The following is a 23,080-nucleotide window of genomic DNA, read 5'->3' as shown; positions in this document are numbered from 1 at the left end:
TCCTGTGTGTGTTTTTGTCGGATTGGGGTGCGGCGTATGCGGCGCTACCGGATATCCACGTGGTAGCGGAAGTGCGCCGCCGCGCCGCGCGAGCGCCGCCATTCGAGCGGTACCCGGTCGTAGCCGCGCGCAACGCGTTCGATGACCATCACCGGATCGCCGGCCTGGATGCGCAACAGCCGCGCATACGTTGCGTTCACGGCCTCGGCGGTGAGCGTTTCCTCAGCGCTGGCAATGATCTGGCCGCAGTGGGATTCGTACAGCGGATACAGCAGGTCGCCAAACGCGTCGAGTTCGAGCGTGGCGAGCGGCGCAAAACGGTCGTAAGGCAGCCAGATCTCTTCGGCCAGCATCGGCGCGCCATCCAACAAGCGAAGCCGGGTCAGGCGAATGACCGGTGAGCCCGTTTCGATCTGCAAGCCCGCAGCCGGTGCAGACGGCGCATCGAGCACATCGCGTTTGAGGATGCGGCTCTCAGGAATGCGTCGCTCGCCGCTTTCACTCTGGAAGCGGAAGAACCGGAACAGGGAGCTGGCAAAGCTGGCGCGCCGCACAAAGGTGCCACGGCCCTGGAAGCGTTCGAGCAAGCCCTCGGCCACCAAGACATCGACCGCTTTGCGGACCGTGCCGACCGCCACGTTGTACGTCTTGGCAAGCTCGGCTTCAGTCGGGATGGCGTCGCCCGGGCGCCAGTGCTGTTGGGCGATCTGCGCGGCCAGATCGTCGCGCAATTGCTGGTAGCGGGGCAGGCGGAGATCGGCGGGCATCGGTATCAAAAGTGGTCAACTATTCATCTATATGATTTGTCATTGTAGGGAGGTTGAAGGCGGAGGGCATTACAGGAAAACCCGCAGGGCCCGGTCTGCTCGACACGGGCCCTGCGGGTTTTGGTGGAACTGCTTGGGTCAAGAATTAACGCGTGGCGCGAGCCGAAGCCGGCAGCGGCTCGGTCTGTTGGGCCTTCGGACGGCGCAGCAACCGCAGCGCATACCAGGCCAGCACAAGCGCACCGATGGCGAACACGATGTCACCCGGCACACGCAGCCAGACCAGCGTTTCCATCACCTTCGAGTGCACGACTTCCGGCGAGCGGGCGTACCACATGCCCTTGGTGACGCTGGCCCAGGCCTGGTAGATACCGGCCGGCAGCAGCGACATGAACACCATCATGGCCAGGCCGATGTTCAGGCCCCAGAACGCGGGCTTGAGCAGGCGGTCGGCATGCAGGCTGCGCGCATACAGGCCGCGCAGGCAGAACAGCATCAGGCCGATACCGAGCATGCCGTACACCCCGAACAGTGCGGCGTGCCCGTGGGCGGCTGTCATGTTCAGACCTTGCACGTAGTACAGCGAAGCCGGCGGGTTGATGGCGAAGCCGAGCAGGCCGGCGCCGACGGTGTTCCAGAAGCCCACGGCCACGAAGCACAGCACGGGCCACTTGTAGGCATTGAGCCATGGCGTGCCTTGCGTGCGGCGATAGTTCTGCAGCGCTTCGAGCCCGATCAGCGTGAGCGGCACCACTTCCAGCGCAGAAAACACGGCACCCACCGAGATGATCGAGGTCGGTGTCCCCGTGAAGTACAGGTGGTGGAGCGTGCCCAGGATGCCGCCGAACAGGAACACGATCGTCTCGGCCACGATGGCGCGGTTGGCGCTGCTGGCGCGAATCAGGCCCAGGCGCGTGAAGATGAGCGCGATGACGGCGGTGGCGAACACTTCAAAGAAGCCTTCGACCCACAGGTGGACGAGCCACCAGCGCCAGTACTCGATCATCGAATAGTGCGTGTGTTGGCCCCACACCAGCGACGTCGAATAGAACCCGCCGATGCACGTGGCCGACAGGAACACCATGGCGATCAGCCCGCGCGATTCCGACGGTGTCTTCAGTGCCGGCCACAGCGCCCGGCCCAGCAGCACGACCCAGAACAGCAGGCCGACGAACAGCAAGATTTGCCACACGCGGCCCATGCTGGTGTATTCCAGCCCCTGGTTGCCGACCCAGAAGCCGAAGTCCGCACCGCGATGTTGCAGCGTGCCGAGCCAGCCGGTGGCGATGGAGCCCACCACGATAAAGATCAGCGCCCAGAACAGCAGATCAACGCCAAGCTTCTGGAACTTCGGTTCACGCCCCGACAGCAGCGGCGCAATGTACAGGCCCGTAGCGAGCCACGCCGTGGCAATCCACAGCACGCCGAGTTGCGTATGCACGGTGCGGCTGATCACGTACGGCAGCACCTGTGCCAGCGGAATCCCGAAGAACGATTCACCTTCCACCGCATAGTGCGCGGTGATGGCGCCCATGCCGATCTGTACCAGCATCAGGCCGATCACGGCAAAGAAGTACTTGCGCGTGGCCTTCATCGACGGCGTGGCGGCCACGTTGAGGAACGGATCTGCCGGCAGCGGCGCAGCCTCTTCTTCGTGCTTGCTGCTGCCGTGCAGCCACAGCATGGCGGCAATACCGCCCAGCAGCAGCACGATGCTGACCATCGACCACATGGCGGCGCCGCCGGTCATGGTGTTGCCCACGAGCGGTTCATGCGGCCAGTTGCTCGTGTACGAGATGTCGGTCTCGCCCGGGCGGTCCGCTGCGGCGGCCCACGATGTCCAGAAGAAGAATGCCGCCAGGGCTTCGCGGTCGGCCGCTTCCGGCAGCACGCCGGTGGCCATGGCGTATTGGTCGCGCAGCGTTGCCAGCGACGGATCGGTGCCGAACAGCGCCTGGAAGTGCTGTGCCACACCACGGATGGCCTCTGCGCGCTCACGCGATACGGTCAGGATGTCGTGATTGGCGTCGTACGTGTTGCGGCGCATTTCCTCCTTCACGCTGGCGTCGACGGCGGCCTGCTGCACGGTCGTCAGCGGCGCGTCGGTATCGAACTGCTGACGCGCGCGGATGGCTTGCAGCGCCGTGGCTTCCCGGTGCAGCCAGTCGGCAGACCAGTCAGGCGCAACGTAGCTGCCGTGGCCCCAGACGGTGCCAAGCTGCTGGCCCCCGGCTGCCAGCCAGGCCTCTTGCCCGCGCTGGATTTGTTCGCCGGTAAAGAGCACCTCGCCCACAGACGTGACGACGGCATGCGGAATCGGCGGCGCAGCCAGATAGATCTGCCGGCCTAGATAGCCCAATGCCCCGAACGACAGGATGAAGATCAGGCCGAGCCACCGCCACAGCCTTTGGTTGTTTTTCATGACAAGGTTCCTTGCAGGATGCAATCGGAAATTCAGGCGCCACCACCGCAACCGCCGCAGCAGTGGCCGGCGCTGGCGGCAGACGCCACCTTGGTGATGGCAACGCGCCACGTGGCGGGGCCGCGCTCAAGGTAGTCCCAGGAAAACTGGCCCGGGCGCTCCACTTGAAACTGCGACTGCAGCGGGCGCGGATCGTGATCGTTGATCAGCTCCAGGCTCTGGCCGATGCCGAGTTCCCCGAAGGCGGAGAAGATCAGCGGATGGCGCTCGCGCGGCGCCAGCACGCGGAGGTCGAGCTGGATGGTGGAGGCGGACTGTGTCATGGGGATGCCCTCTGTGGGTGTCGCATCAAAAAGATGCATTAAGGATGCAACTATATTAGTGGCCGGAATCTCCGGCGTTATTGATGTACGTCAGATGCTTGTTTTATGGGTATCTTGATGCGGCGAATCGCGCCACGACTGGGGTTGCCCGCTATACGGCGTGGCGGATGTGCTGGTTTGGGCCGTTTTTCGTTTGCGCTGTATCAAAGCCCTACTGGCTGTCGGGGCCTAACGTGGAGCGGACGACACCAGACCGATACACGGGGGAAAAAATGAGCCGTCTTCACACCGTCCGCAGCCTCATGCGCGCGGGCCTGATTTCTGTGGTGATGGGCGCACTGCTTGCGGGCACTGCGGCCCGCGCCGCCAGCGCCAAATTGCCGGGCGACTTCGGGCCGCCACGCGGCGAGCCGATCCACGCCGTCCTGACAAGTCCGCCGCTTGTGCCGCCGCCGGTCAACCGGAACTATCCGGCCAAGGTCATCGTGGAACTGGAAGTGGTCGAGAAGGAAATGCAGATCTCCGAAGGGGTCAGCTACACCTTCTGGACCTTCGGGGGCACCGTTCCCGGCAGCTTCATCCGCGTGCGCCAGGGCGACACGGTGGAGTTCCACCTCAAGAACCACCCGAGCAGCAAGATGCCGCACAACATCGACCTGCACGGCGTGACCGGGCCGGGCGGCGGCGCAGCATCGAGCTTCACCGCACCGGGCCATGAGTCGCAATTCACCTTCAAGGCGCTCAACGAGGGCATCTACGTCTACCACTGCGCCACCGCGCCCGTGGGCATGCATATCGCCAACGGCATGTACGGCCTGATCCTGGTCGAGCCGCCCGAAGGCTTGCCCAAGGTGGATCACGAGTACTACGTCATGCAGGGCGATTTCTACACGGCCGGCAAGTACCGCGAGAAGGGCCTGCAGCCGTTCGACATGGAAAAGGCCATTGATGAACGTCCGAGCTACGTGCTGTTCAACGGTGCGGAAGGTGCACTGACCGGTGACAAGGCGCTGCATGCCAAGGTGGGCGAAACGGTGCGCATCTTCGTGGGCAATGGCGGGCCGAACCTCGTCTCCAGCTTCCACGTGATTGGCGCCATCTTCGACCAGGTGCGCTACGAGGGCGGCACCAACGTGCAGAAGAACGTGCAGACCACGTTGATCCCGGCGGGCGGCGCGGCGGTTGTGAAGTTCACCGCGCGCGTGCCTGGCAGCTACGTGCTGGTCGACCACTCGATCTTCCGTGCCTTCAACAAGGGTGCGCTGGCCATCCTCAAGATCGATGGGCCGGAGAACAAGCTGGTCTATTCCGGCAAGGAGCTGGATTCTGTGTACCTGGGCGATCGCGCGGCTCCCAACATGAGCGCCGTCACCAAGGCAACCCAGGCATCCGTGAGCGGCACGCTGACCGTGCAGGATCAGGTGCAGGCTGGCCGCGCGCTGTTTGCGGGTACCTGCTCGGTGTGCCACCAGGGCAATGGCGCCGGGTTGCCTGGCGTGTTCCCGCCGCTGGCCAAGTCGGATTTCCTCGCGGCAGACCCGAAGCGTGCGATGAACATCGTGCTGCACGGCCTGAACGGCAAGATCAAGGTCAACGGGCAGGAATACGACTCTGTCATGCCGCCGATGACGCAGCTCAACGACGACGAGGTCGCCAACATCCTGACCTACGTGCTCAACAGCTGGGACAACCCCGGCGGCCGCGTGAGCGCAGACGAAGTCAAGAAGGTGCGTGCCCAGCCGGCGCCTGCCAAGGCCGCGGCCGAACATTGAGCGGACCCGCACGACCATGTCCCGCCTGACCTTGCACCTTGCTGCCATGTTGATGGCGCTGGCCAGTGCAACCGCACACGGGGCCACCTATGTGCGGGTGCCCGGCGGCGACTTCGACAGCGTGCTGCCCCAGAACGCACCGGGGCAGCCGCAGCGGGTGCGTATCGAGCCGTTTGAGCTGCGCACCACGCCCGTCACCATCGGCGAATTCCAGACCTTCGTGCAACGCCACGAAGCCTGGCAGCGTGGCCGGGTGCCGCAAGTCTTTGCCGGCAAGGCCTACCTTGCCGACTGGGCCGATGCGACGCACGCCGATCCGCAAGCGTCGCCGCAAGCGCCGGTGACCGGCGTGAGCTGGTTTGCCGCCCGTGCCTATTGCGAAAGCGAAGGCGCGCGGCTGCCGACGTGGCTCGAGTGGGAATCCGCCGCCGCGGCCGACGCCACGCGCGCTGACGCCCGCGACGACCCGCAATGGGCGCAACGCATTCTCGGCTGGTACGAACGGCCCGCGACGCGTGTGTTGCCACCCGTTGGCGGCCCTGCGGATGTCCATGGCGTGCGCGACCTGCACGGCCTGATCTGGGAATGGGTCGACGATTTCAACGCACTGTTCATTGCCGGAGACAGCCGCACCCAGGGCGACCCCGACAAGCAGAAGTTTTGCGGCGCCGGTGCCATCAGCATCGTCCGCCGCGACAGTTACGCCGTGCTGATGCGCGTGGCGTTGCTGTCATCACTTGAAGGCGCCGATGCCACGGGAAGCCTTGGCTTTCGCTGCGCCCGATCCATCAATGGAGAACGTCCATGACGCTTCTTAAGCAACTTTGCCGTGCCTTCGTGGCATGTGTGCTGGCGGGTGCCGCTGCAGGCGCGCTTGCCGCCGGGCCCGTGGCTTCGGGCTCGCTGTATCAATCCGAAGTGGCGCTGACCGACCAGAACGGCCGCGTCTTCCACCTGGCCGACCTGCGCGGCCAGCCGGTGCTGGTGAGCATGTTCTATTCGTCGTGCCAGATGGTCTGCCCGATGATCTTCGAGACCATTCGGGCGACGCTGGCAAAGGGCGGTAAGCCCGCGCACGACGGCGTGCGTGTCCTGATGGTGACGGTCGATCCGGAGCGTGATTCCGTTGCGGCGCTCAAGAAGACCGCCGCCGCGCACAACGCAGACGAGCACTGGCAGGTCGCCCGTGCTGACGCGAGCGGCACGCGTGAGGTGGCGGCCTTGCTGGGCGTGCAATACCGCCGTCTGGCCGATGGCGATTTCAACCATTCGAGCACGATCCTGCTGCTGGACGCGGAAGGGCGCATCAATGCGCGCACCAACACGCTCGGCGCGGTCGATCCGAAACTGGTGGATGCCATGCGCAAGCTGGTGGCGGCGCAACGCTGAGCGGCTAGGCGGCTAGGCGGCTGGCGCAGCGGCTCCCCGTTGGGGAAGCGGCAGGTGGAGAGGTACGATGCACCATCCCGTCCCTCCGGTTCACCTTCGCATCCGCCATGTCCCTCCGCGCCTTGAGAACGCTCGTTGCCATCGCCCGCCACCGCACGTTTGCGCGTGCCGGCGAGGCCATCGGGCTCACGCAATCGGCCGTCAGCCTGCAGGTGAAATCCCTGGAGGAGGAGTTCAACGTCCGCCTGTTCGACCGCTCGCGCCGCGAGCCCGCGCTGACAGAGGCCGGCCGCATCGTGCTGGCCCAGGCCGAACAGATCCTTGCGCTGTATGACCGCATTCCCGACGCGCTAAGCGATGAGCGGGCGCTGGTCGGACGGTTGCGCATCGGCGCCATCCAGACGGCGCTGTCGGGGCCGCTGCCCAATGCGCTGCTGGCTCTGCGGACGGCGCATCCAGGCCTGCGCGTGCACGTGGCCGCCGGCATGTCGGCCGAGCTTGCGCAACGCGTGGCTGACGGCGAGCTGGACGCCGCGATCACGTCACACCCTGTGCGGCCGCATCCGGCCGAGCTTGTGTGGACGACGCTCTATGAAGACCGCTTCTGGCTGCTCGCGCCGGCCCAATATGCCGAGCACGATGCGCGTGCGTTGCTGACCGAGCTGCCGTTTATCCGCTTCGATGCGCAGGCCTGGGCCGGTCGCATGATCGCTTCCGAACTGCGTCGCCTGGGCGTGCGCGTGCGCGAAGAAATGGTGCTCGACAACAAGGACACGATCGTGCGGATGGTGGCCAGCGGATTGGGGGCCGCTGTGGTGGCGCTTTCCGATTCGGAGCTGACGCAATTGCCGCCCATTGCCCGCCTGCCATTCGGGCAACCGCAATTGCACCGCGCGGTGGTCCTGCTTGAACACCAATCGCGGGCTGCGCAGCGCTTTACGCAGGCGTTGGCCGATGCCGTCGTCGCTTCTGCAATGAGAATTTCTCATTGATTGCCAGATAAATAACAATTATTGCTGCTGCGACCGCGTGATAGCTTGGCGGTGTTCCCGTTTTTGCCGAGCATCCGCATGCTGTTCCAGAAGTTCCTGCGCCCCTCATCCACATTGCGGGCACGTTGCTCTGCAGGAGCACGGCCGTGACTGCTGCCATCCTGCTCGCGCTCGCACCCGTTGCCCTCCTGGTGGCGCTTGGCCATTGGCTCAAGCGCTCCGCCTTTATCGCGGAACCGTTCTGGCCGCAGGCCGAGCGGCTCTGCTACTACGTTCTGTTGCCGTCGCTATTCATGCATGGTCTGGCCACGGCGCACATGCAGTCCTTGCCCGTGCTGCCGCTGGTGCTGACGTTGATTGGTGCGACATTGCTGGTGGCCGTCGCGCTGATGCTGGCCCGGCCCTGGATGCAGGTGGACGGGGCGGCCTTCACCTCGGTGTTCCAAGGGGCCGTGCGGTTCAACAACTACGTTGGCGTGTCGCTCGCCACGGGCCTCTTCGGCGCCAAGGGGATTGCGCTGGCCGCGGTATGCAACGCGGCGATCGTGCCGACCGTCAATCTGCTGTGCGTGCTCGTTTTTGCACGCTATGGGTCGGTGCGGCTCACCGGCCGTGCGCTGGTGCGTCAGATCGTGACGAACCCGCCGGTGGTCGCCTGCTCGCTCGGGATTGCCATGCAGCTGCTGGGGCTGCAGATGCCTGCGGCCATCGAGCCGGCGGTGCGGGCGCTCGGCCTGGCATCGATGCCGCTGGGGCTGTTGTGTGTGGGCGCTGCGCTGAACTTCAGCGGTGTGAGGTCGTGGGCGCAGCCGGTGCTCGTGTCGTCGGTCATCAAGTTTCTGGCCATGCCCGTGCTGACGCTGGCTCTTGGCCACGCGCTGGGCTTGACCGATGCCGCATTGATCGTGGCGCTGCTGTTCCAGGCGCTGCCGACCGCGTCTTCGTCGTACATCATGGCGCGCCAGCTGGGCGGTGACGCGCCGCTCATGGCCGGCATCACCGCCGCGCAGACGGTGATGGCCGCGGCGGCCATGCCGGCCGTGATGACGCTGCTGGCGCTTACACGCGGATTGCCCCAAGGATTGCTCTCCGCGCTGTGAGCCAGAAGCGTCGGCCGGCCTGACGGCTTAGAGGTGCACCACATCCAGCATGGCTTGCACAAACGCCTTCGGTGCTTCCTGGGGCAGGTTGTGCCCGATGCCGCCACCGATGTTGCGATGCTGGTACTTGCCCGTGAACTTCTTCGCGTAAGCCGACGGCTCGGGGTGCGGAGCGCCGTTGGCGTCGCCTTCCATGGTGATGGTCGGCACGGTAATCGCGGGCCCCGCGGCCAGGCGTTGTTCCAGCGCGTCGTACTTTGCTTCACCCTGCGCCAGCCCCAGGCGCCAGCGGTAGTTGTGGATGACGATGTCGACGTGATCGGGGTTGTCGAAGGCGGCGGCGCTGCGGTCGTACGTGGCGTCGTCAAACTTCCACGTGGGCGAAGCGAGCTTCCAGATCAGGCGGTTGAATTCCTTGCGGTTGGCGGCGTAGCCCTGCGCGCCGCGTTCCGTCGTGAAATAGAACTGGTACCACCACGCAAATTCCGCAGCCGGCGGCAGCGGCTTGCGGTTCGCCTCCTGGCTGCCGATCAGGTAGCCGCTCACAGACACCAGCGTCTTGCAGCGTTCCGGCCACAGCGCCGCGATGATGTCCGCCGTGCGCGCGCCCCAGTCGTATCCGCCAAAGTGCGCCTGCTTGATCTTCAGCGCGTCCATGAACGCGATGATGTCGGCGGCCAGCGCAGCCTGCTGCCCGTTGCGCGGGGTGTCTGCTGAGCGGATGCGCGTCGTGCCATAGCCGCGCAGATACGGCACCAGCACGCGATAGCCCGCCGCCGCCAGCGCCGGTGCCACCTCTGCATAGCTGTAGATGTCATACGGCCAGCCATGCAGCAGGATCATCACGGGGCCGTTCTTGGGGCCCAGGTCTGCATAGCCGATGTTGAGCACGCCGGCATCGATCTGTTGCAGCGAGCCGAACGGGTTGGCCTGCCCGCTCAGCAGCGTGCTTGCGCTGGAGGACGGTGCCGGTTGCGCATGCACAAGTTCGGCCAGCCCGAGATCCAGCACACCAATGCTGGCGATGGTGGTGCCCAGAAGGCGGCGACGGCGAAGGTTGACGGGGTTCGACATGGATGTTCTCTCTTTGAGGGGGAAGGGCGACAGGTTTAGTGAACGAGCGTGACCAGCGGCTCACCGGACTTCACGACATACGTGGCCAGTTCCGAGGCATTGCCGCTGCCGACGTTTCGCGCGGAGTGCGCAACGCCAGCCGGAATGAACAGCGAATCGCCGGCGTGCAGCGTCACGGGCGGCTGGCCCTCCAGCCGGTATTCGATCGTGCCCTGCAGGACGTGGGCGATTTCCTCGCCAGGGTGGACATGCGCGGGGGCAAACGCACGCTCATCAAAATCCACGCGCACTTGCAGGGTTTCGCGGCCGGGCACGCTCAGGTCGTGATGGACGAGGTCGGTCCGATGCACGCCTGCAGCTTGCGCAAATGCGCTGTGCGCACCCAGCGCGCTTGCGAGGACGAGCAAGGTTGCGGTCAATCGTTTCGGTTGCATGAGGGCTCCAGTGATCAAGGATGGATGACGAGGCGGGGTCTTGCTCTCCTCGTTTCCAGCATTGGGCGCCCCCGATGTATCCGGTCGGTTTCACGATGCCGCCGATTTGTATTGCTTTGTAGCAATGGGCATCGATGGACGGGGTTTTGTATGCGTTTGTATCCGGTGGCGGCTCCGGTACACGTCCAGACAAAACGGGCAGCACATCGCTACGCGGCGGATACGTCGGGCGACTTAAATGCATTCCGTGGCCAAGACGCCGGCCTGATGCCAAGCAAGGCACCGGCGGGCCGCAATCCCAACCCAACCATTCAAAAGGAAAACGATCATGACCCGCAATCTCGCCAAGACCCTTGCTGTTGTTGCTCTCGCTGTGGCCGCTGCCGGTGCGCAAGCGGCTTCATCTGTTGGCGCTCGCGACCCGTACACCGAAGGCGCCCGCGCCGTGCAGAGCGCCGTGGATGCCTACACCGAGGGCGCGCGTTCGTCCGACGTCTATACGGACGGTGCGCGCTCCACCGACATCTACACCGACGGTGCCCGCAGCGCGAACCCGTACTACGACGGTGCACACGCCTGAAGCGGCGGCAGCGCGCACGCCCCTCCCACCAAGAACCGAAGACAACAAGGACCCGACATGTTCAACCGCAAAGCCGTCTCCATCGCAGCGCTGGCACTCGGCATGGCCGCCAGTGCGCCCCTGTTGGCCGCCACGACGGCCGACGCCGATCAACCTTCCGTCGTGATCGTGCACGGCGCCTTTGCCGATGGGTCCGACTGGGCCAAGGTGATCCCGCTGCTGCAGGCCAAGGGCGTGAAGGTGCAGGCGGTGCAGAACCGTCTGAACTCGCTGGCCGACGACGTGGCCGCCACGCGCCGCGCCATCGGCAACCAGCCGGGCAAGGTCGTGCTGGTGGGGCACTCGTGGGGCGGCACGGTCATCACCGAAGCCGGCGCGGACAGCAAGGTTGCCGGCCTCGTGTATGTGGCGGCGTTTGCGCCGGACGCCGGCCAGTCGACGGAAGAGGTGGGCAAGGACTACGCGCCCGCGCCGGGCATCGGCAAGCTTGTCGCTGACGCCAACGGCTATCTGTCACTGCCCGCCGCGGCGCTGGCGAGCGACTTTGCGCAGGATGTGCCCGCCGCGCAGGCACGCGTGATGGCCGCGACGCAAGGTCCCATCAAGGCCACGGCATTTGGGGAGCGCACCACGGTGGCGGCATGGCAAAGCAAGCCGTCGTGGTTCATCGTCAGCGCGCACGACCGCATGATCCAGCCGGATCTGGAACGCGCCATGGCCAGGAAGATTGGCGCCAAGGTGACGACACTACCGACGAGCCACGTGCCGCAGCAGTCGCGGCCGCAGGATGTGGCAAAGGTGATTCTGGATGCGGTGCACGCGGTCGAGGCGCGTAACTGAGGCCGCGCGCGTGTTGCCTGCGCGTCAGTTCGGGCGTTGGCCCATGGCGCGCAGGAAGGTCTGCTGCGCGGTCAGCAACTCGCGGTAGGTGAGTGCGCGGTAGTCAAGCCCATGGGCGCGCGCCACCTCCGCCACACGTGCCGCCAGCGCCGGATAGTGGCGGTGGCTATACGTCGGGAAGAGGTGATGCGTGAGGTGCCAGTTCAGGCCCCCGAGCCAGTAGCCGATCCACGCCGGTTGCGGTCGCCAGTCGCACGCGGTGTGGAATGCATGTTCGTGCCACGTGTGCGGCAGCTGGCCCGATTCGGGCGGCAGATAGAACGTCACGTCCGCCCAGTGCGTGCCCAGAATCAACGCGACCAGCACGCATGAAGCCAGCATCTGCCCTGCGAAGTACCCGAACGCCACCCAGCCCCAGCCGAGCCCAAGCCGATGTGCCACCCAGGCCGGCACCGCCACGGCAATCAGCAAGTGCAGCGTCTTCGCAGACAGGAACGTCACCCAGCCGCGCAGGCCGGGCAACACGCGATCCGCCGCCAGCGGCGTGAGGCCAAGGCGATCCGACCAGTCGTAGATCCAGTTGATGTACGGCAGCGAGAGGGCGGCAATCAGCGGCCAGTAGCGATGCTGATAGCGAAACTGCGGATACCACGGCTGAAAGGGCGTCTGCCGCAGGAAGCGGTTTGCGGCGGTGTCGAGATCGTAGTGCTCCACGTTGGCATGCGCGTGGTGATAGTGCACGTGGCGCACCGTCCAGTAGGCCGGTTCGATGCCGAGCGGGATGGCGGTCACGCGCGTCATGAGGCGGTCCAGCCATGCCCGGGGGGAGAGCGCCCGGTGTGCGCCGTCGTGCAGCACGTTCATGGCCAGCAGCATCGCGATGAACGGAAAGGCCATGTAGGCGAGCACGAAAGCCGTCGCATGCGTGGCCGTGACCATGGCGCCATACAACAGCACGGATACCGCAACGAGGATGACGCCCTTGGCAATGAACTGTGCATCGGCAAAGCGATGGTCGCCGTGCGCCTGCAGATGGTCGTGCGCGGCACGGCGTAAATCTTCGGCCAGCGACGAGGCGCGCGGTGAAGCGTAGCGGAGCTTAGCGAGATTCGGCATGCGGCGACGAAGAGAGCGGCGATTCGGTCCGCAGCGCGTGCCACAGTCCGCAAGCAAGACCATGCAACCCGAGCGCAACGGCCAACGTGTCGGACAATGCATCGCCCGCGCCGCATATGCCGATCATCAGCACGGGCAGCGCAAGCGCCAGCAACGGCCAAAGCCAGCGTCCCCAGCCGCGCCCATCCGACAAACCGCCCAGCGCCAGCGTGAGCAGCAGGATGAGCGCGAACCAGGCCGCTTGCCAGTGCCCGGGCCACAGGCCGTCGGTGCGCACATAGTCGATCACCACGCCAAACAGCAGCACACCGCCGGTGGCGATCCAGCCGGCGGGCGTGGTGCGCGTATCGCGTTGCAAATGCGGCGTGCGCAGCCCCAGCCACTGCAATGCCGGCACCACGTTGGCCCAGAACGGGTTGTCGCTGTGGGTGGGCTTGTGCACGCCGTAGCGGATCGGCACGTCGGCCAGCGCGCGCTGATAGGTGCCGAACAGCTTGTCCCACAGCAGCAGCGTGCCGCCGAAGTTGCGATCGATGTATTCCGGGTTGCAGCCATGATGCACGCGGTGGTTGGCGGGCGTGACCATGAAGCGGTCGAGCACGCCCGAGCGGCCGACCAGTCCGCAGTGGTTGTAGAACTGCACCGAGTAATGCAGGCCTGACACCGCCACGAACATTTCCGGCGTGACCCCCAACAGCGCCAGCGGCACGAAGAACGGCAGCGATGTGAGCGACGACAGCCACGCGTTGCGCACGCCCAGCGAGAGGTTGAAATGCTCGCCCTCGTGATGCACGGCATGGATCGCCCACAGAAAGCCCAGCTTGTGGTGCATGCGGTGCAGCCAGTAGAAACCGAGATCCCACGCGACAAACGCGAAGGCCCAGCCCGCCACCGGGTGCCAGCCATCTACCCAATGCAAGCTGGCATGGGCATATAGCCACGTGAAGCCCGCGACTTCCACGCCGCGGCACAGCCACATCAGCACGTGGCCGGAGTTGAGGTTGAGGATGACGTCGCGCCACGGCAGCGGTTGGCCGCGCCACCACTTGAGCGCAGCCAGTTCCAGCAGCACGCAGCCGAGCATCAATGCAAGCGGCAAGGCGAAGGCATTCATGTGGACACCGGTTCGATGGAGAGCGTTGACGCGCGCCGCGCCAACCATAGACGGACAGCCGCGCCGCACAGCACGCCCACGGCCACGCCTGCCGACAGGTCAAGTGCGACGTGCCGGCGCGTCTGGATCGTGGCGTACAGGATGCCGAGCCCCCAGGCTGCGGCGAGCGCTGTGCGCATCGGCCTGCGCGAATCCGCCAGCGCCCATACCGAGAGCAGCGTAAGCGCCCCATGCAGCGAGGGCAGGCAGTTCTGGCTCGAATCCATGGCGATCAGCATGCGTTGCACGCTGCCGGGCAACGATGCATCCGCCAACGGCGGGTAGTGCAGCGTGGTCGGCCACAGCATGAACACCGCACCGCTCACGAGCGCGCTCATCTGCATGGCGCGTTCCAGCCAAGGCAGGCGCGACATGTCGGCCCGCAGATACGCCAGCGGAATCAGCACGAAGAACGACAGGTACAGCCAGATGCCCGACGTGCTGAACGGAATGGCGCGGTCCAGTGCAGTCTCGGGCACGATCGTGCCAACGCCTTGCAGCGCTCCGCAGAGACCATAGACGAGGCCCACCGAACACCAGCCCAAGGCCATATGGCGCAGGCGCGTGGCAAGCGGGCTCATCGTGCCGCTCCCGGCGCCGCGAGCCGGACGATGCGGCGGCGCTTGGTGGTGAAATCGGTGGCGATGCGCTCGGGTGTGGCGTGCCACGTCACGCGCGATGCATCGACGCCCTGGCAGGCGAAGACATCGGCCAGGTGCGCCCGGCACGCGCGCGCAATGTCGGCGTCGGCCGGGTGAATGGACAACGCCAGCGTGTTCGCATCGGTCTGCACCAGGCGGTAATCCGCATGCAGCGGCAGCGCCTGTGCCAGCGCCCGCGAACACACGTCGGCAAACAGCGTGACAGTGCCGCCGCCCAGCGCGGGCAGGACGAGCGTATCGTCGCAGCGGCCTTCGATACGCTCGATGGCCATCGCCGGATTGCCGCAGGGGCAGGCGCCCAGCGCCGGGTCGCGGCGGATGAGGATGTCATCCAGCCGGTAGCGCACGATGGGCTGCGTACTGCGCGTGAAATCGGTAATGACGGGGACGAAGCGGCGCGCGTCCAGCCATTGCGGCTCGATGTGCACGTGCGCTTCGTTCAGGTGCAGCGTGCCGTACGCGCACGTCGCGCCCAGAAAGCCTTCGGTGGCCTGGTAGACCTCGCCGACGTTGCCAAAGGCCTGCGCAAGCAGTGCGCGGTCCATCGGTTCCAGCACTTCGGCGCCGGACAACACCTGCACGGGCGCGATGTCGAGCCGGCCAGCCAACTTCTCCATGGCGAGGGCACGCAGCACCTGCGCCGGCCCCACGATGATGGTCGGCTGCAATGCTTCCAGCGGCGCGCGGTGCGATTCGAACGGCGCAAACAGATCAAAGAATGAAAACGTCAGCCACGGGTTGCGCACGGCCGTGTACAGATTGCTGTTGGCGCGCAGGAACAGCGCGACGCGCTCGCCGTGCAACAGCCCGCGCGGCAGCAGCTTGGCGAGCAGGATGCCGGCCCACTGCGCGCGCTCGGTCGGGCTGACGACGAATACGCCGCGTCCGCCGGAGGTGCCAGACGACAAGCCCACCGAATACGCCCCGACCGTCGGCCGGAAATCGCGTGACTGCTCGGCCTGTTGCGCACAGGCCAGCACGTCGTGCAGGCGCAGGCTGGCGGTATTCATGGCGTCGAAATTGGCCATCATCGTGGCCTTGTCCATCAACGGCCATTCGTGCATCGGCTTCGATGCGAACGGGCGGAAATACGGGCTGCGAGTCAGCACGCGTTGCGTGAAGCGCGAGATCTGCCGCTGCTGATGCGCTTCCAGCGTGGCGCGATCAGGCAGCCGCAACCGGCGCGTTTGCCAGTACGACCACAGCAGGCGGTGCAACGCCGTCACAACGCCCCCTCGTGTGTGAGCAGGATGCGCACGTGGCCGCCCGCATCGAGCGCGTGCAGCTTGCGCAGTGTGTCGAAGTAGGCGTGGCGGTCTTCCATGATCGAATACGCCAATACCGATGGCCCGCGCAGCTCGCGATAGCTCAGCGGCGACCAGGCGGCGTCGGCGGCCAGCAGCACCCAGCCTTCCTGCGTGCGCACGAACGCGCCGAGGTGCCCGGCGGCGTGGCCGGGCAGCGGCACGAGCAGCACGTCGCCGTTGCTGTCGGGCAAGGCCCAGGCGGATGTGAATGGCGCCAGCTCCGGCGGCAGCGCGACTTGCTCGAATTGTTCGACAAAGCGCGTGCGCGTTTCAAAATCTTCGGGAATCAGCCCGGGCACGAAAGCGCGCCGCAACGCGGAAACGCCACGCAGCGCACGCAGGTGCATCCATCCCTCGCCGGAGCAGATGACCGGCACGCCCGGAAAGTCGCGCAAGCCGGCAACGTGGTCGCCGTGGAAATGCGAGACGATCAATCCGTCCAGATCAGCTGGGCGCACGCCCTGTTGCGCGAGCTGCGCCGCCATGGATTCGGACGCATCAAAATACACCGGAGTGACCTTGCGGTAGATCGCAAACAAGCCGCTGCGCGTGTGGTCATGAAAATGCGAGGCATAGCCCGTGTCCCACAGCCAGCGCCGCCCGGCGGCTTCGATCAGCCAGGCGCGTGCGGGAAACGCGCAGGTGCGCAGGCCCGCGCCGCGCAGCGCCACACACGCGGTATGCGTGCAGTACCCGGCTTCAAAAACGGACAACGTTGCCATGTTCACGTAACCAGTGAGCCGTGCGGCGGATGCCTTCGGCCATGTCGATGGGCGGCACGTAGCCGAGTTCGATGCGCGCGCGGTCGTTGGCGAGCGTCATGTCGTAGTGCAGCGCGGCGGCACTGTAGCGCGTGAGCAGCGGCTCGCGACGCGTGACGGCGCTGCCGGCTTCCATGGCGCGTGCGGCCAATGCCATCGCGGGATACGGCACTGCGCGAACGCGATAACGCAGGCCGAGCTGCTGCGCCAGCAGTTGATCGAGCAGATCGCGCAGCGTGGCCGGCGCATGGTTGGTGATGTTGTAAGCGGCGCCGGAAGGCACGCTCGCCCTGGTGGCGCACTGCATGGCGTGCACCACGTTTTCCAGATACGTCAGGTCCATGCGCGCCGCGCCGCCACGGGGCAGGGGCAGCACGCCGCCGCGCAGCTCCAGCAAGTGCAGGATGCGCGGCAGTACCACGCGATCATGCGGGCCGAACAGCCCGCGCGGCCGCAGGATGACAAAGTGCGTGCGGTGCTGCGTGGCGACCTGCTGCTGGATGGCCGCCTCTGCCAGCATCTTCGTCGCCGCGTAATGATTGGCGAAGCGCGCAGGACGATAGTTCTCGGGCAGATCGGCGTGATGCTGGTAGTCGAAATAGATCGACGGCGTGGAGATATGCACGAAGCGGCGGACGCCATGCTTGACGGCACCTTCGGCAAGCGCCGCCGTGGCGCGCACATTGGCCGCGTAGAAGTCCGCATACGCGCCCCAGGGCGATGACAGCGCCGCGCAATGCCAGACCGTGTCGACACCGTCGAGCAGCGCATCCAGCGTGGCCGCTGTCGGCTGTGCCAGGTCGGCCGGCACATAGTCTGCGCCACGGGCGGCAAAGGCGTCGCGTTGCGTGGCATCGCGCCCCGTCGCGCGCACGCGGGCGCCTTGCGCGAGCAGTGCGTCGACCGCGTTGCGGCCGAGCCCACCGGTGGCGCCCGTCACCAGCGTCGTCATAGCGTCAGCACCATGCCGCCGAGCGTCAGGCCGGCCGCCGTGCCGACAAGCAGCACCGGTTTGCCGGGCTCGATGCGTTGGGTCGTCACCGCTTCATGCAGCGCGGTGGGAATCGACGCGGCTACCTGGTTGCCGTGCTGCGCGTAGATATCGACCACGCTGGCTTCCGGCACGCCCAACCGCTTGCGCAGATGCTGCATCCCCAGGTGGCTCGCCTGATGCGGCACGACGACATGCATGTCGCGCAGCGTGTAGCCGCTGCCCGTGAACAGACGATCGAGAAAACCGTCCATCAATTGCGAGGCGAGCTTGAATACGCGCTTGCCGTCCATGTGGAACAGGTAATCGGTCGGTTGCGCACCGGTGCGCGGGTTGCGGCGCGTGCCGCCCGCGCGGATTTCGCAATAGGTTTTGCCGGCGGGGTAGGTTTCCATGCGGTAGGCGTGGATGCCCGCGCCGGATATCGATGGGGCCGCTTCAACGATGACCGCCGCTGCCCCGTCGCCGAAAATCAATGCGGTCTCGGCGTCGTCCCAATCGATGCCGCGCGAGGCGAGGTCGGACGCCACCACGGCGATGCGCTTGTACGCGCCCGTGGTCAGGAGGCTGCTTGCCACATGCAGCGCCGTGAGAAAGCTCAGGCAACTGGCGTTGACGTCAAACGCGGGCGTGCCGGCCGGCAGCCCGGCGGGCTCCAGGATGCGCGCGGCCGTGTTGGGCAGCGCCTGTTCCTGCACGCCCGAGGCGGAGATCAACAGGTCGATGGACGCAGCCGGAACATCGGCGCGGCGCAGTGCATCGCGCACGGCGGCGCCGGCGAGTTCCGACTGATGCTCGGTCAGCGTGGCATGGTGGCGGACGTCGATGCCGGACTTCTTGCGCACGTACCCAGCCCGATGGCCGAGGCGGGCATCCAGTTCAGCGGACGTGACTTGTTGCTCCGGCAGCGCCTTGCCGGTGGAAAGCAGATGAATCGGCAGCATAGATGCAGGCACGCACATGGTGCGATGCCCTGTTCCCTCTTCCGGCTGCGGGCGGCGCGGGGCGCATGCCGCAGCGTAATGATCTTGTCTTGTTGTGCCGCGATTCTAGCGGGTGCGGCTTGCTCTGCCGGATGAAGATTCGTTAATAAAAGCGGCGTCTTCAGGCGCCGTAGCTGCGCAGCCGATCGAGGTCGACGACCGTCACGCCGCCGTATTCGAGCCGCACCACGCCGTCCTTCTCCAGGGCCTTGAGCGACTGGTTGGCCACCTGCCGCGTCATGCCGGAAAGCAGGCCGAGTTCTTCCTGCGTGATCTCGAGGTGGTCGCCCGCGCCGGGGTAGAGCACCGGGTTGAACAGCGACGCAATGCAACGCGCCAGGCGCGGCGTGACATCGAGCAGCCGGTCGTATTCCAGCAGCGCCATGAAGTGCCCGAGCCGCTCGTTGAGCTGCTTCACCAGGAAGCGGTTGAACGCGACGCTGTTTTCAACGAGCCACATGAAGGTGGTGCGGTCCATGAAGGCCATGCGCGTGTCGCGCAGCGCAACGATGTCGTAGCGGCGCGGCTCGTTCTTGAGCACCGTGCCTTCGCCAAACCAGCCGCCGGCCGGCACGCCCGTAAACGTGACGCTGCGCCCTTCGGGCGACACCGTGCCGATCTTGATGAGGCCCGTCACCACGCCCGTCCAGCTCTCCAGCAACGTGTTTTTCGGGCAAATGCAGGCGCCCCGCGCGTAGGTTTTCTCAACGATGCCGGCGCAGGCGCGGTCGGCTTCTTCCGCGGGCAGATCGATCGACCATGCCGCGATATGCGCCAGCCGCGCGCGGCTGATGCCGGGGCGCGAGTTGGTGTCGTGTTCAGCCACGTTGAATGCCCACCGGCAGCGTGCTCACGCGCTGCGCTTCGGGCGTGGAGAGCCAGCCAGCGCGCAGGCTCTGCAGGAACATGTCGGTCGCGTCTTCACCCCAGAACAGCTCGCCGTCGTGCACCAGCGTGGGCACCCCGAACACGCCGAGCGCGATGGCCGCATCGGTGTGCGCACGCAGCACGTCTTTCACGGCCGGTTGTTCGACAGCGGTGACGCCTTCTGCAAAGCCGGCCGCCTCGCACAGCGCGGCAAAGCCCTCCGGCGACGCCACATCGTTGCCGTCGCGCCAGATATGCCGGAACACCGCCCGGACGGCGTCGAGCGAGCCGCCCATCGCAATCGTCAGCCGCAATGCCTTGATCGGGTTGAACGGGTGCGCGGGCGGCATGCGAAACGGAATGCCGAGCTGCTGCGCGCGAAACAGCGCATGCCGATACGTGAACACGCGTTTGGAGGTGATCTCCGCCGGGCCCTTCTGCCCCCAGTGATGCAGGAGCGCACCCAGCACCAGTGGGCGCGGGCGGATGACGATGTCGTTCGCCTGCTGCAGCGCATCGAACTGTTCGAGCTGCAGGTAGGCAAACGGCGAGATGACATCGAAGAACCAATCGACGGTGGTGGGCATGGCGTCTCCTCAGGCGGCGCGCATCTGCAGCAGCGGCGCCAGCGTGAAGGGCGCTGCCGTCATGGCGCGAATGTCGTCGAGTGTCGCATGCGAGAGGATTTCACGCAGCACCAGCCCCGCGTCGGTCACGTCGAACACGGCGTGCTCGGTGACGATGACCTTCACGCATCCCCGGCCCGTGAGCGGCAGCGTGCAGCGCGGCAGGATCTTGGAGTTGCCGTGTTTGTCGGTATGCGCCAGCGCGGCAATCACCTTGCGCGTGCCGTAGCAGAGGTCCATCGCCCCGCCGATGCCGGGCCACCATTTGCCGTTGCGATCGCACGCCCAGTTGGCGAGGTTGCCCAGCGCATCCACCTGTAACGCGCCGAGGATCGTCACGTCGATGTAGCCGTTGCGCATTGCACCGAGCGAGGTGGCGAGGTCCATGAGGGCCGCGCCCGGCATCAGCGTGATGGGTTCGCAACCGGCGTTGGTGAAGTCGCTGTCGATGGCGTCCAGCGGCGGGCGTCCGCCAAAGCCGAAGGCGCCGTTTTCGGTATGGAAGATGACGCCGGCATTGGCGTCCAGGTAGTTGGCCGTGAGCGTGGGGATTCCCAGGCCAAGGTTGACGACTTCGCCGGCGCGCAGTTCTTGTGCGCAGCGGGCGGCAATGCGTTGCTTGGGCGTTTCGGGCAGGGCTTGCATGGCGGTCTCCTTGTTGTGGGTCTGACGATCACGCTTCGGCGGCGGGCAGGCGGCCGAGCTTCGTCCAGTGGTGCCTGTACAGCGCGTGCTGGTCGTCCAGCGACAGCCCCTGCACCACCGCATTGACGAACACGCCCGGGCAGCCGACGCGCTCGGGCGGAATCGTGCCCACTTCGACGATCTCGTTCACCTCGACGATGGTGTAGTCGCCGGCCATGGCGATGTCGCGCTGGTTCTGCAGTGCCGTGCCGCGAAACTCCACGTTGCCGAAGGTATCGGCGCGCCAGCCCTTGATGATCGACACGTCGGCGCGCAGGGGCGGCTCGACGAAGCACGTCGTGCCATCGACGGTGAGGGTCTGCTTGGGGGCGCCGCGCTTGGGAAACATCCCGGGCTGGTCGAGGATGCCCACGCCCACCGGCACGAGGGCGCCGCCCAGGCCCAGCGCACCCGCGCGCACTTTTTCCGCCCAGGTGCCCATGGGAAAGAACTCGGCCACGCGCACGGAGTCGGTCAGGTAAGCCTGCGTCGACTCATCGGTCGTGCCGACGTGCGTCCCGATGAACTCGGCCAGTTGGCCCGAGCTGAACAGCCGGGCTTTGAGAAAGCCCCCGCGCAGCCCCGGCGTGTTGGTGATTAGCGTGAGCTGGCCGATGCCGCTGGCGAGCAGCGCCTCGATGCAGCAGGCCGGCTCGCCGGCGCCCACGAATTCGCCCAGCATCAGGCGGCTGCCGCTGCGGACGTGGGCGATGGCCTCGTCCACGGGAAGGACTTTGTTGGCGTAGCGCATGGGTTGTCTCCTGAGGGTCGCCCTCGCCGTCCTGGGCGAGCGGTCTGCGGCGCAGTGTAGGAGCGGTGTTTCTGCCGCGATGTCTTCTGCATGACATTTGCTTCGTAAGGTTTCGCAAAGGGCAATCCTTATAGTTGTGACGCACCAAGAACAAATCCGCGCCGCAGTTGTCGCACCAGGGCCGATCGGCCCTTTCCCAGCATTTCCGCTCCTCCTGTCTCTGAACCCGCCGCATTTCCATTCCAGGACCGCATGCACGTAGACACTCCGCTCATCTCCACCATCATCGGCGGCATCGTGCTGGCCTTCATCTTCGGCACCATCGCGCAGCGCCTGCGGCTGCCGCCATTGGTGGGCTACCTGATGGCGGGTGTGGTGGCCGGACCGTTCACGCCCGGTTTCGTGGCCGACCAAAGCCTCGCGCCGCAGCTGGCCGAGCTGGGCGTGATCCTCCTGATGTTCGGCGTGGGGCTGCACTTCTCGATGAAGGAGCTGCTGGCGGTGAAGGCCATCGCCATTCCGGGCGCCATCGGACAGATTGCGCTTGCCACGCTCATGGGCATGGGGCTGGCGTGGCTGCTCGGGTGGGATTGGGGGCCGGGGCTGGTATTCGGCCTAGCGCTCTCGGTGGCGAGCACGGTGGTGCTGCTCAAGGCGCTGGAAGATCGCGGTATCGACAACTCGCACGAGGGCCATATCGCCGTCGGCTGGCTGATCGTGGAAGACTTGGTGATGGTGGTGACGCTCGTGCTGCTGCCTGCCTTGGCGGGTGCGCTGGGCGGCGCCGGCAGCACGGCGGTCAGCACGTGGGACATCGTCAAGGTGCTGGCCGTCACGCTCTCCAAGGTGGTGGCCTTTGCCGCGCTGATGCTGGTGGTGGGCCGCCGCGTGATCCCGTGGATGCTCGAGCGCATCGTCATGACGGGCAGCCGCGAGCTATTCCGCCTGGGCGTGCTGGCCACGGCGCTGGGCGTCGCCTATGGCGCGACGGTGCTGTTTGGCGTGTCGTTCGCGCTCGGCGCGTTCTTTGCGGGCATGGTGCTGGCCGAGTCCGAATTCAGCCAGCGCGCGGCGGAAGAATCGCTGCCGCTGCGCGATGCGTTTGCGGTGCTGTTCTTCGTGTCGGTGGGGATGCTGTTCGACCCGAGGGTGTTGATCGAAGACCCCTGGGCTGTGCTGGGCACGGTGCTGATCGTGGTGGTGGGCAAGTCGCTGGCGGCGTTTGCGGTGGTGCGCGCGTTTGGCCACGGTAACCGCACGGCGCTCACGATTTCCGCCAGCCTCGCGCAGATCGGCGAGTTTTCGTTCATCCTGATTGGGCTCGGGATCAGTCTGCAAATCCTGCCCGACCGTGCGCGGGGGCTGCTGTTGTCGGCAGCGATCCTGTCGATTCTGCTGAACCCGCTGATGTTTGCCCTGATCAACCGCCTCAAGCGGGAGGTGGCCCCCGAACCGGCGACGGCGGATTGAGCGTCAGCGCCATCCC

At 66.1% G+C, this 23,080-nt stretch carries 24 protein-coding genes; 8 read left to right on the top strand and 16 right to left on the bottom strand.

Annotated elements, in window-relative coordinates:
- Positions 1 to 44: 44 nt before the first annotated feature.
- The 3 genes from R2669_RS03245 to R2669_RS03235 all read right to left on the bottom strand — a co-directional run bounded on the left by R2669_RS03245 (position 45) and on the right by R2669_RS03235 (position 3,512).
- Entirely contained in the window at positions 45 to 767 is a 723-nt protein-coding gene (locus R2669_RS03245) for a GntR family transcriptional regulator (RefSeq protein ID WP_260781160.1), read from the bottom strand.
- Between the two features lie 145 nt (positions 768 to 912).
- Entirely contained in the window at positions 913 to 3,189 is a 2,277-nt protein-coding gene (locus tag R2669_RS03240) for a nitric-oxide reductase large subunit (protein WP_316898514.1), read from the bottom strand.
- Positions 3,190 to 3,221: 32 nt separating this feature from the next.
- Entirely contained in the window at positions 3,222 to 3,512 is a 291-nt protein-coding gene (locus R2669_RS03235; protein WP_024978368.1) for a DUF2249 domain-containing protein, read from the bottom strand.
- A 272-nt stretch (positions 3,513 to 3,784) separates the two neighbouring features.
- Between R2669_RS03235 and nirK the strand changes: the two genes are divergently transcribed.
- From nirK to R2669_RS03210, 5 genes are all read left to right on the top strand, one after another.
- On the top strand, positions 3,785 to 5,284 hold the full coding sequence (gene nirK / locus R2669_RS03230) for a copper-containing nitrite reductase (RefSeq protein ID WP_316891456.1): 1,500 nt from the start codon (positions 3,785 to 3,787) through the stop codon (positions 5,282 to 5,284).
- 16 nt (positions 5,285 to 5,300) lie between these two features.
- The gene (locus R2669_RS03225) at positions 5,301 to 6,092 is read left to right on the top strand and encodes a formylglycine-generating enzyme family protein (protein WP_316898512.1); all 792 of its coding nucleotides are present in this window, start codon (positions 5,301 to 5,303) and stop codon (positions 6,090 to 6,092) included.
- Complete coding sequence (locus R2669_RS03220; protein WP_147214388.1) at positions 6,089 to 6,673, top strand: SCO family protein; 585 nt, start codon at positions 6,089 to 6,091, stop codon at positions 6,671 to 6,673. The genes R2669_RS03225 and R2669_RS03220 overlap by 4 nt, the downstream gene beginning before the upstream one ends.
- Before the next feature lie 107 nt (positions 6,674 to 6,780).
- Entirely contained in the window at positions 6,781 to 7,665 is an 885-nt protein-coding gene (locus R2669_RS03215) for a LysR family transcriptional regulator (RefSeq protein WP_316898510.1), read from the top strand.
- 146 nt (positions 7,666 to 7,811) lie between these two features.
- Complete coding sequence (locus R2669_RS03210; RefSeq protein WP_316898509.1) at positions 7,812 to 8,765, top strand: AEC family transporter; 954 nt, start codon at positions 7,812 to 7,814, stop codon at positions 8,763 to 8,765.
- Positions 8,766 to 8,792: 27 nt separating this feature from the next.
- Here R2669_RS03210 and R2669_RS03205 read toward each other — a convergent pair whose 3' ends face one another.
- Both R2669_RS03205 and R2669_RS03200 read right to left on the bottom strand, forming a co-directional pair.
- Positions 8,793 to 9,839 carry an alpha/beta fold hydrolase gene (locus tag R2669_RS03205; RefSeq protein ID WP_316898507.1) on the bottom strand — a complete coding sequence of 349 codons (1,047 nt, stop codon included), beginning with the start codon at positions 9,837 to 9,839 and terminating at the stop codon, positions 8,793 to 8,795.
- A gap of 35 nt (positions 9,840 to 9,874) precedes the next feature.
- Complete coding sequence (locus R2669_RS03200) at positions 9,875 to 10,273, bottom strand: cupin domain-containing protein (RefSeq protein ID WP_316898506.1); 399 nt, start codon at positions 10,271 to 10,273, stop codon at positions 9,875 to 9,877.
- Positions 10,274 to 10,601: 328 nt separating this feature from the next.
- Between R2669_RS03200 and R2669_RS03195 the strand changes: the two genes are divergently transcribed.
- Positions 10,602 to 10,853 carry a hypothetical protein gene (locus R2669_RS03195; RefSeq protein WP_027679343.1) on the top strand — a complete coding sequence of 84 codons (252 nt, stop codon included), beginning with the start codon at positions 10,602 to 10,604 and terminating at the stop codon, positions 10,851 to 10,853.
- Positions 10,854 to 10,910: 57 nt separating this feature from the next.
- A complete protein-coding gene (locus tag R2669_RS03190) occupies positions 10,911 to 11,693 on the top strand; it encodes an alpha/beta fold hydrolase (RefSeq protein WP_430708756.1) in 783 nt (260 codons plus the stop codon).
- A gap of 24 nt (positions 11,694 to 11,717) precedes the next feature.
- Here the strand turns inward: R2669_RS03190 and R2669_RS03185 are convergent, their stop codons facing one another.
- The 11 genes from R2669_RS03185 to R2669_RS03135 form a co-directional block, all read right to left on the bottom strand.
- Positions 11,718 to 12,809: an acyl-CoA desaturase gene (locus R2669_RS03185; RefSeq protein WP_316898504.1), complete on the bottom strand. Its 1,092-nt coding sequence runs from the start codon at positions 12,807 to 12,809 to the stop codon at positions 11,718 to 11,720.
- On the bottom strand, positions 12,793 to 13,923 hold the full coding sequence (locus tag R2669_RS03180) for a sterol desaturase family protein (protein ID WP_316898501.1): 1,131 nt from the start codon (positions 13,921 to 13,923) through the stop codon (positions 12,793 to 12,795). The genes R2669_RS03185 and R2669_RS03180 overlap by 17 nt, the downstream gene beginning before the upstream one ends.
- Positions 13,920 to 14,543, bottom strand: coding sequence for a phosphatase PAP2 family protein (locus R2669_RS03175; protein WP_261797064.1), 624 nt, complete (start codon positions 14,541 to 14,543; stop codon positions 13,920 to 13,922). Before R2669_RS03175 ends, R2669_RS03180 begins: the two co-directional genes overlap by 4 nt.
- On the bottom strand, positions 14,540 to 15,850 hold the full coding sequence (locus R2669_RS03170) for a F390 synthetase-related protein (RefSeq protein WP_316898498.1): 1,311 nt from the start codon (positions 15,848 to 15,850) through the stop codon (positions 14,540 to 14,542). Before R2669_RS03170 ends, R2669_RS03175 begins: the two co-directional genes overlap by 4 nt.
- Positions 15,847 to 16,653, bottom strand: a complete 807-nt coding sequence (locus R2669_RS03165) for an MBL fold metallo-hydrolase (RefSeq protein WP_316898497.1) — start codon at positions 16,651 to 16,653, stop codon at positions 15,847 to 15,849. The genes R2669_RS03170 and R2669_RS03165 overlap by 4 nt, the downstream gene beginning before the upstream one ends.
- The gene (locus R2669_RS03160; protein ID WP_147214381.1) at positions 16,631 to 17,644 is read right to left on the bottom strand and encodes an NAD-dependent epimerase/dehydratase family protein; all 1,014 of its coding nucleotides are present in this window, start codon (positions 17,642 to 17,644) and stop codon (positions 16,631 to 16,633) included. Before R2669_RS03160 ends, R2669_RS03165 begins: the two co-directional genes overlap by 23 nt.
- Complete coding sequence (locus R2669_RS03155) at positions 17,641 to 18,627, bottom strand: 3-oxoacyl-[acyl-carrier-protein] synthase III C-terminal domain-containing protein (RefSeq protein ID WP_316898496.1); 987 nt, start codon at positions 18,625 to 18,627, stop codon at positions 17,641 to 17,643. The genes R2669_RS03160 and R2669_RS03155 overlap by 4 nt, the downstream gene beginning before the upstream one ends.
- 160 nt (positions 18,628 to 18,787) lie before the next feature.
- On the bottom strand, positions 18,788 to 19,492 hold the full coding sequence (locus tag R2669_RS03150; protein WP_316891443.1) for a Crp/Fnr family transcriptional regulator: 705 nt from the start codon (positions 19,490 to 19,492) through the stop codon (positions 18,788 to 18,790).
- Entirely contained in the window at positions 19,485 to 20,120 is a 636-nt protein-coding gene (locus R2669_RS03145) for a 2-hydroxychromene-2-carboxylate isomerase (protein ID WP_316898495.1), read from the bottom strand. Before R2669_RS03145 ends, R2669_RS03150 begins: the two co-directional genes overlap by 8 nt.
- Positions 20,121 to 20,129: 9 nt before the next feature.
- The gene (locus R2669_RS03140) at positions 20,130 to 20,804 is read right to left on the bottom strand and encodes a 3-oxoacid CoA-transferase subunit B (RefSeq protein WP_316898493.1); all 675 of its coding nucleotides are present in this window, start codon (positions 20,802 to 20,804) and stop codon (positions 20,130 to 20,132) included.
- 28 nt (positions 20,805 to 20,832) lie between these two features.
- Positions 20,833 to 21,594 carry a CoA transferase subunit A gene (locus tag R2669_RS03135; RefSeq protein WP_027679331.1) on the bottom strand — a complete coding sequence of 254 codons (762 nt, stop codon included), beginning with the start codon at positions 21,592 to 21,594 and terminating at the stop codon, positions 20,833 to 20,835.
- A 252-nt stretch (positions 21,595 to 21,846) separates the two neighbouring features.
- Between R2669_RS03135 and R2669_RS03130 the strand changes: the two genes are divergently transcribed.
- On the top strand, positions 21,847 to 23,064 hold the full coding sequence (locus R2669_RS03130; RefSeq protein ID WP_316877117.1) for a cation:proton antiporter domain-containing protein: 1,218 nt from the start codon (positions 21,847 to 21,849) through the stop codon (positions 23,062 to 23,064).
- Positions 23,065 to 23,080: the final 16 nt, after the last annotated feature.

It is taken from the genome of Ralstonia edaphi (assembly GCF_958350185.1).
Taxonomy (GTDB): domain Bacteria; phylum Pseudomonadota; class Gammaproteobacteria; order Burkholderiales; family Burkholderiaceae; genus Ralstonia; species Ralstonia edaphi.
This window is presented reverse-complemented; position numbering and strand designations above follow the sequence as displayed.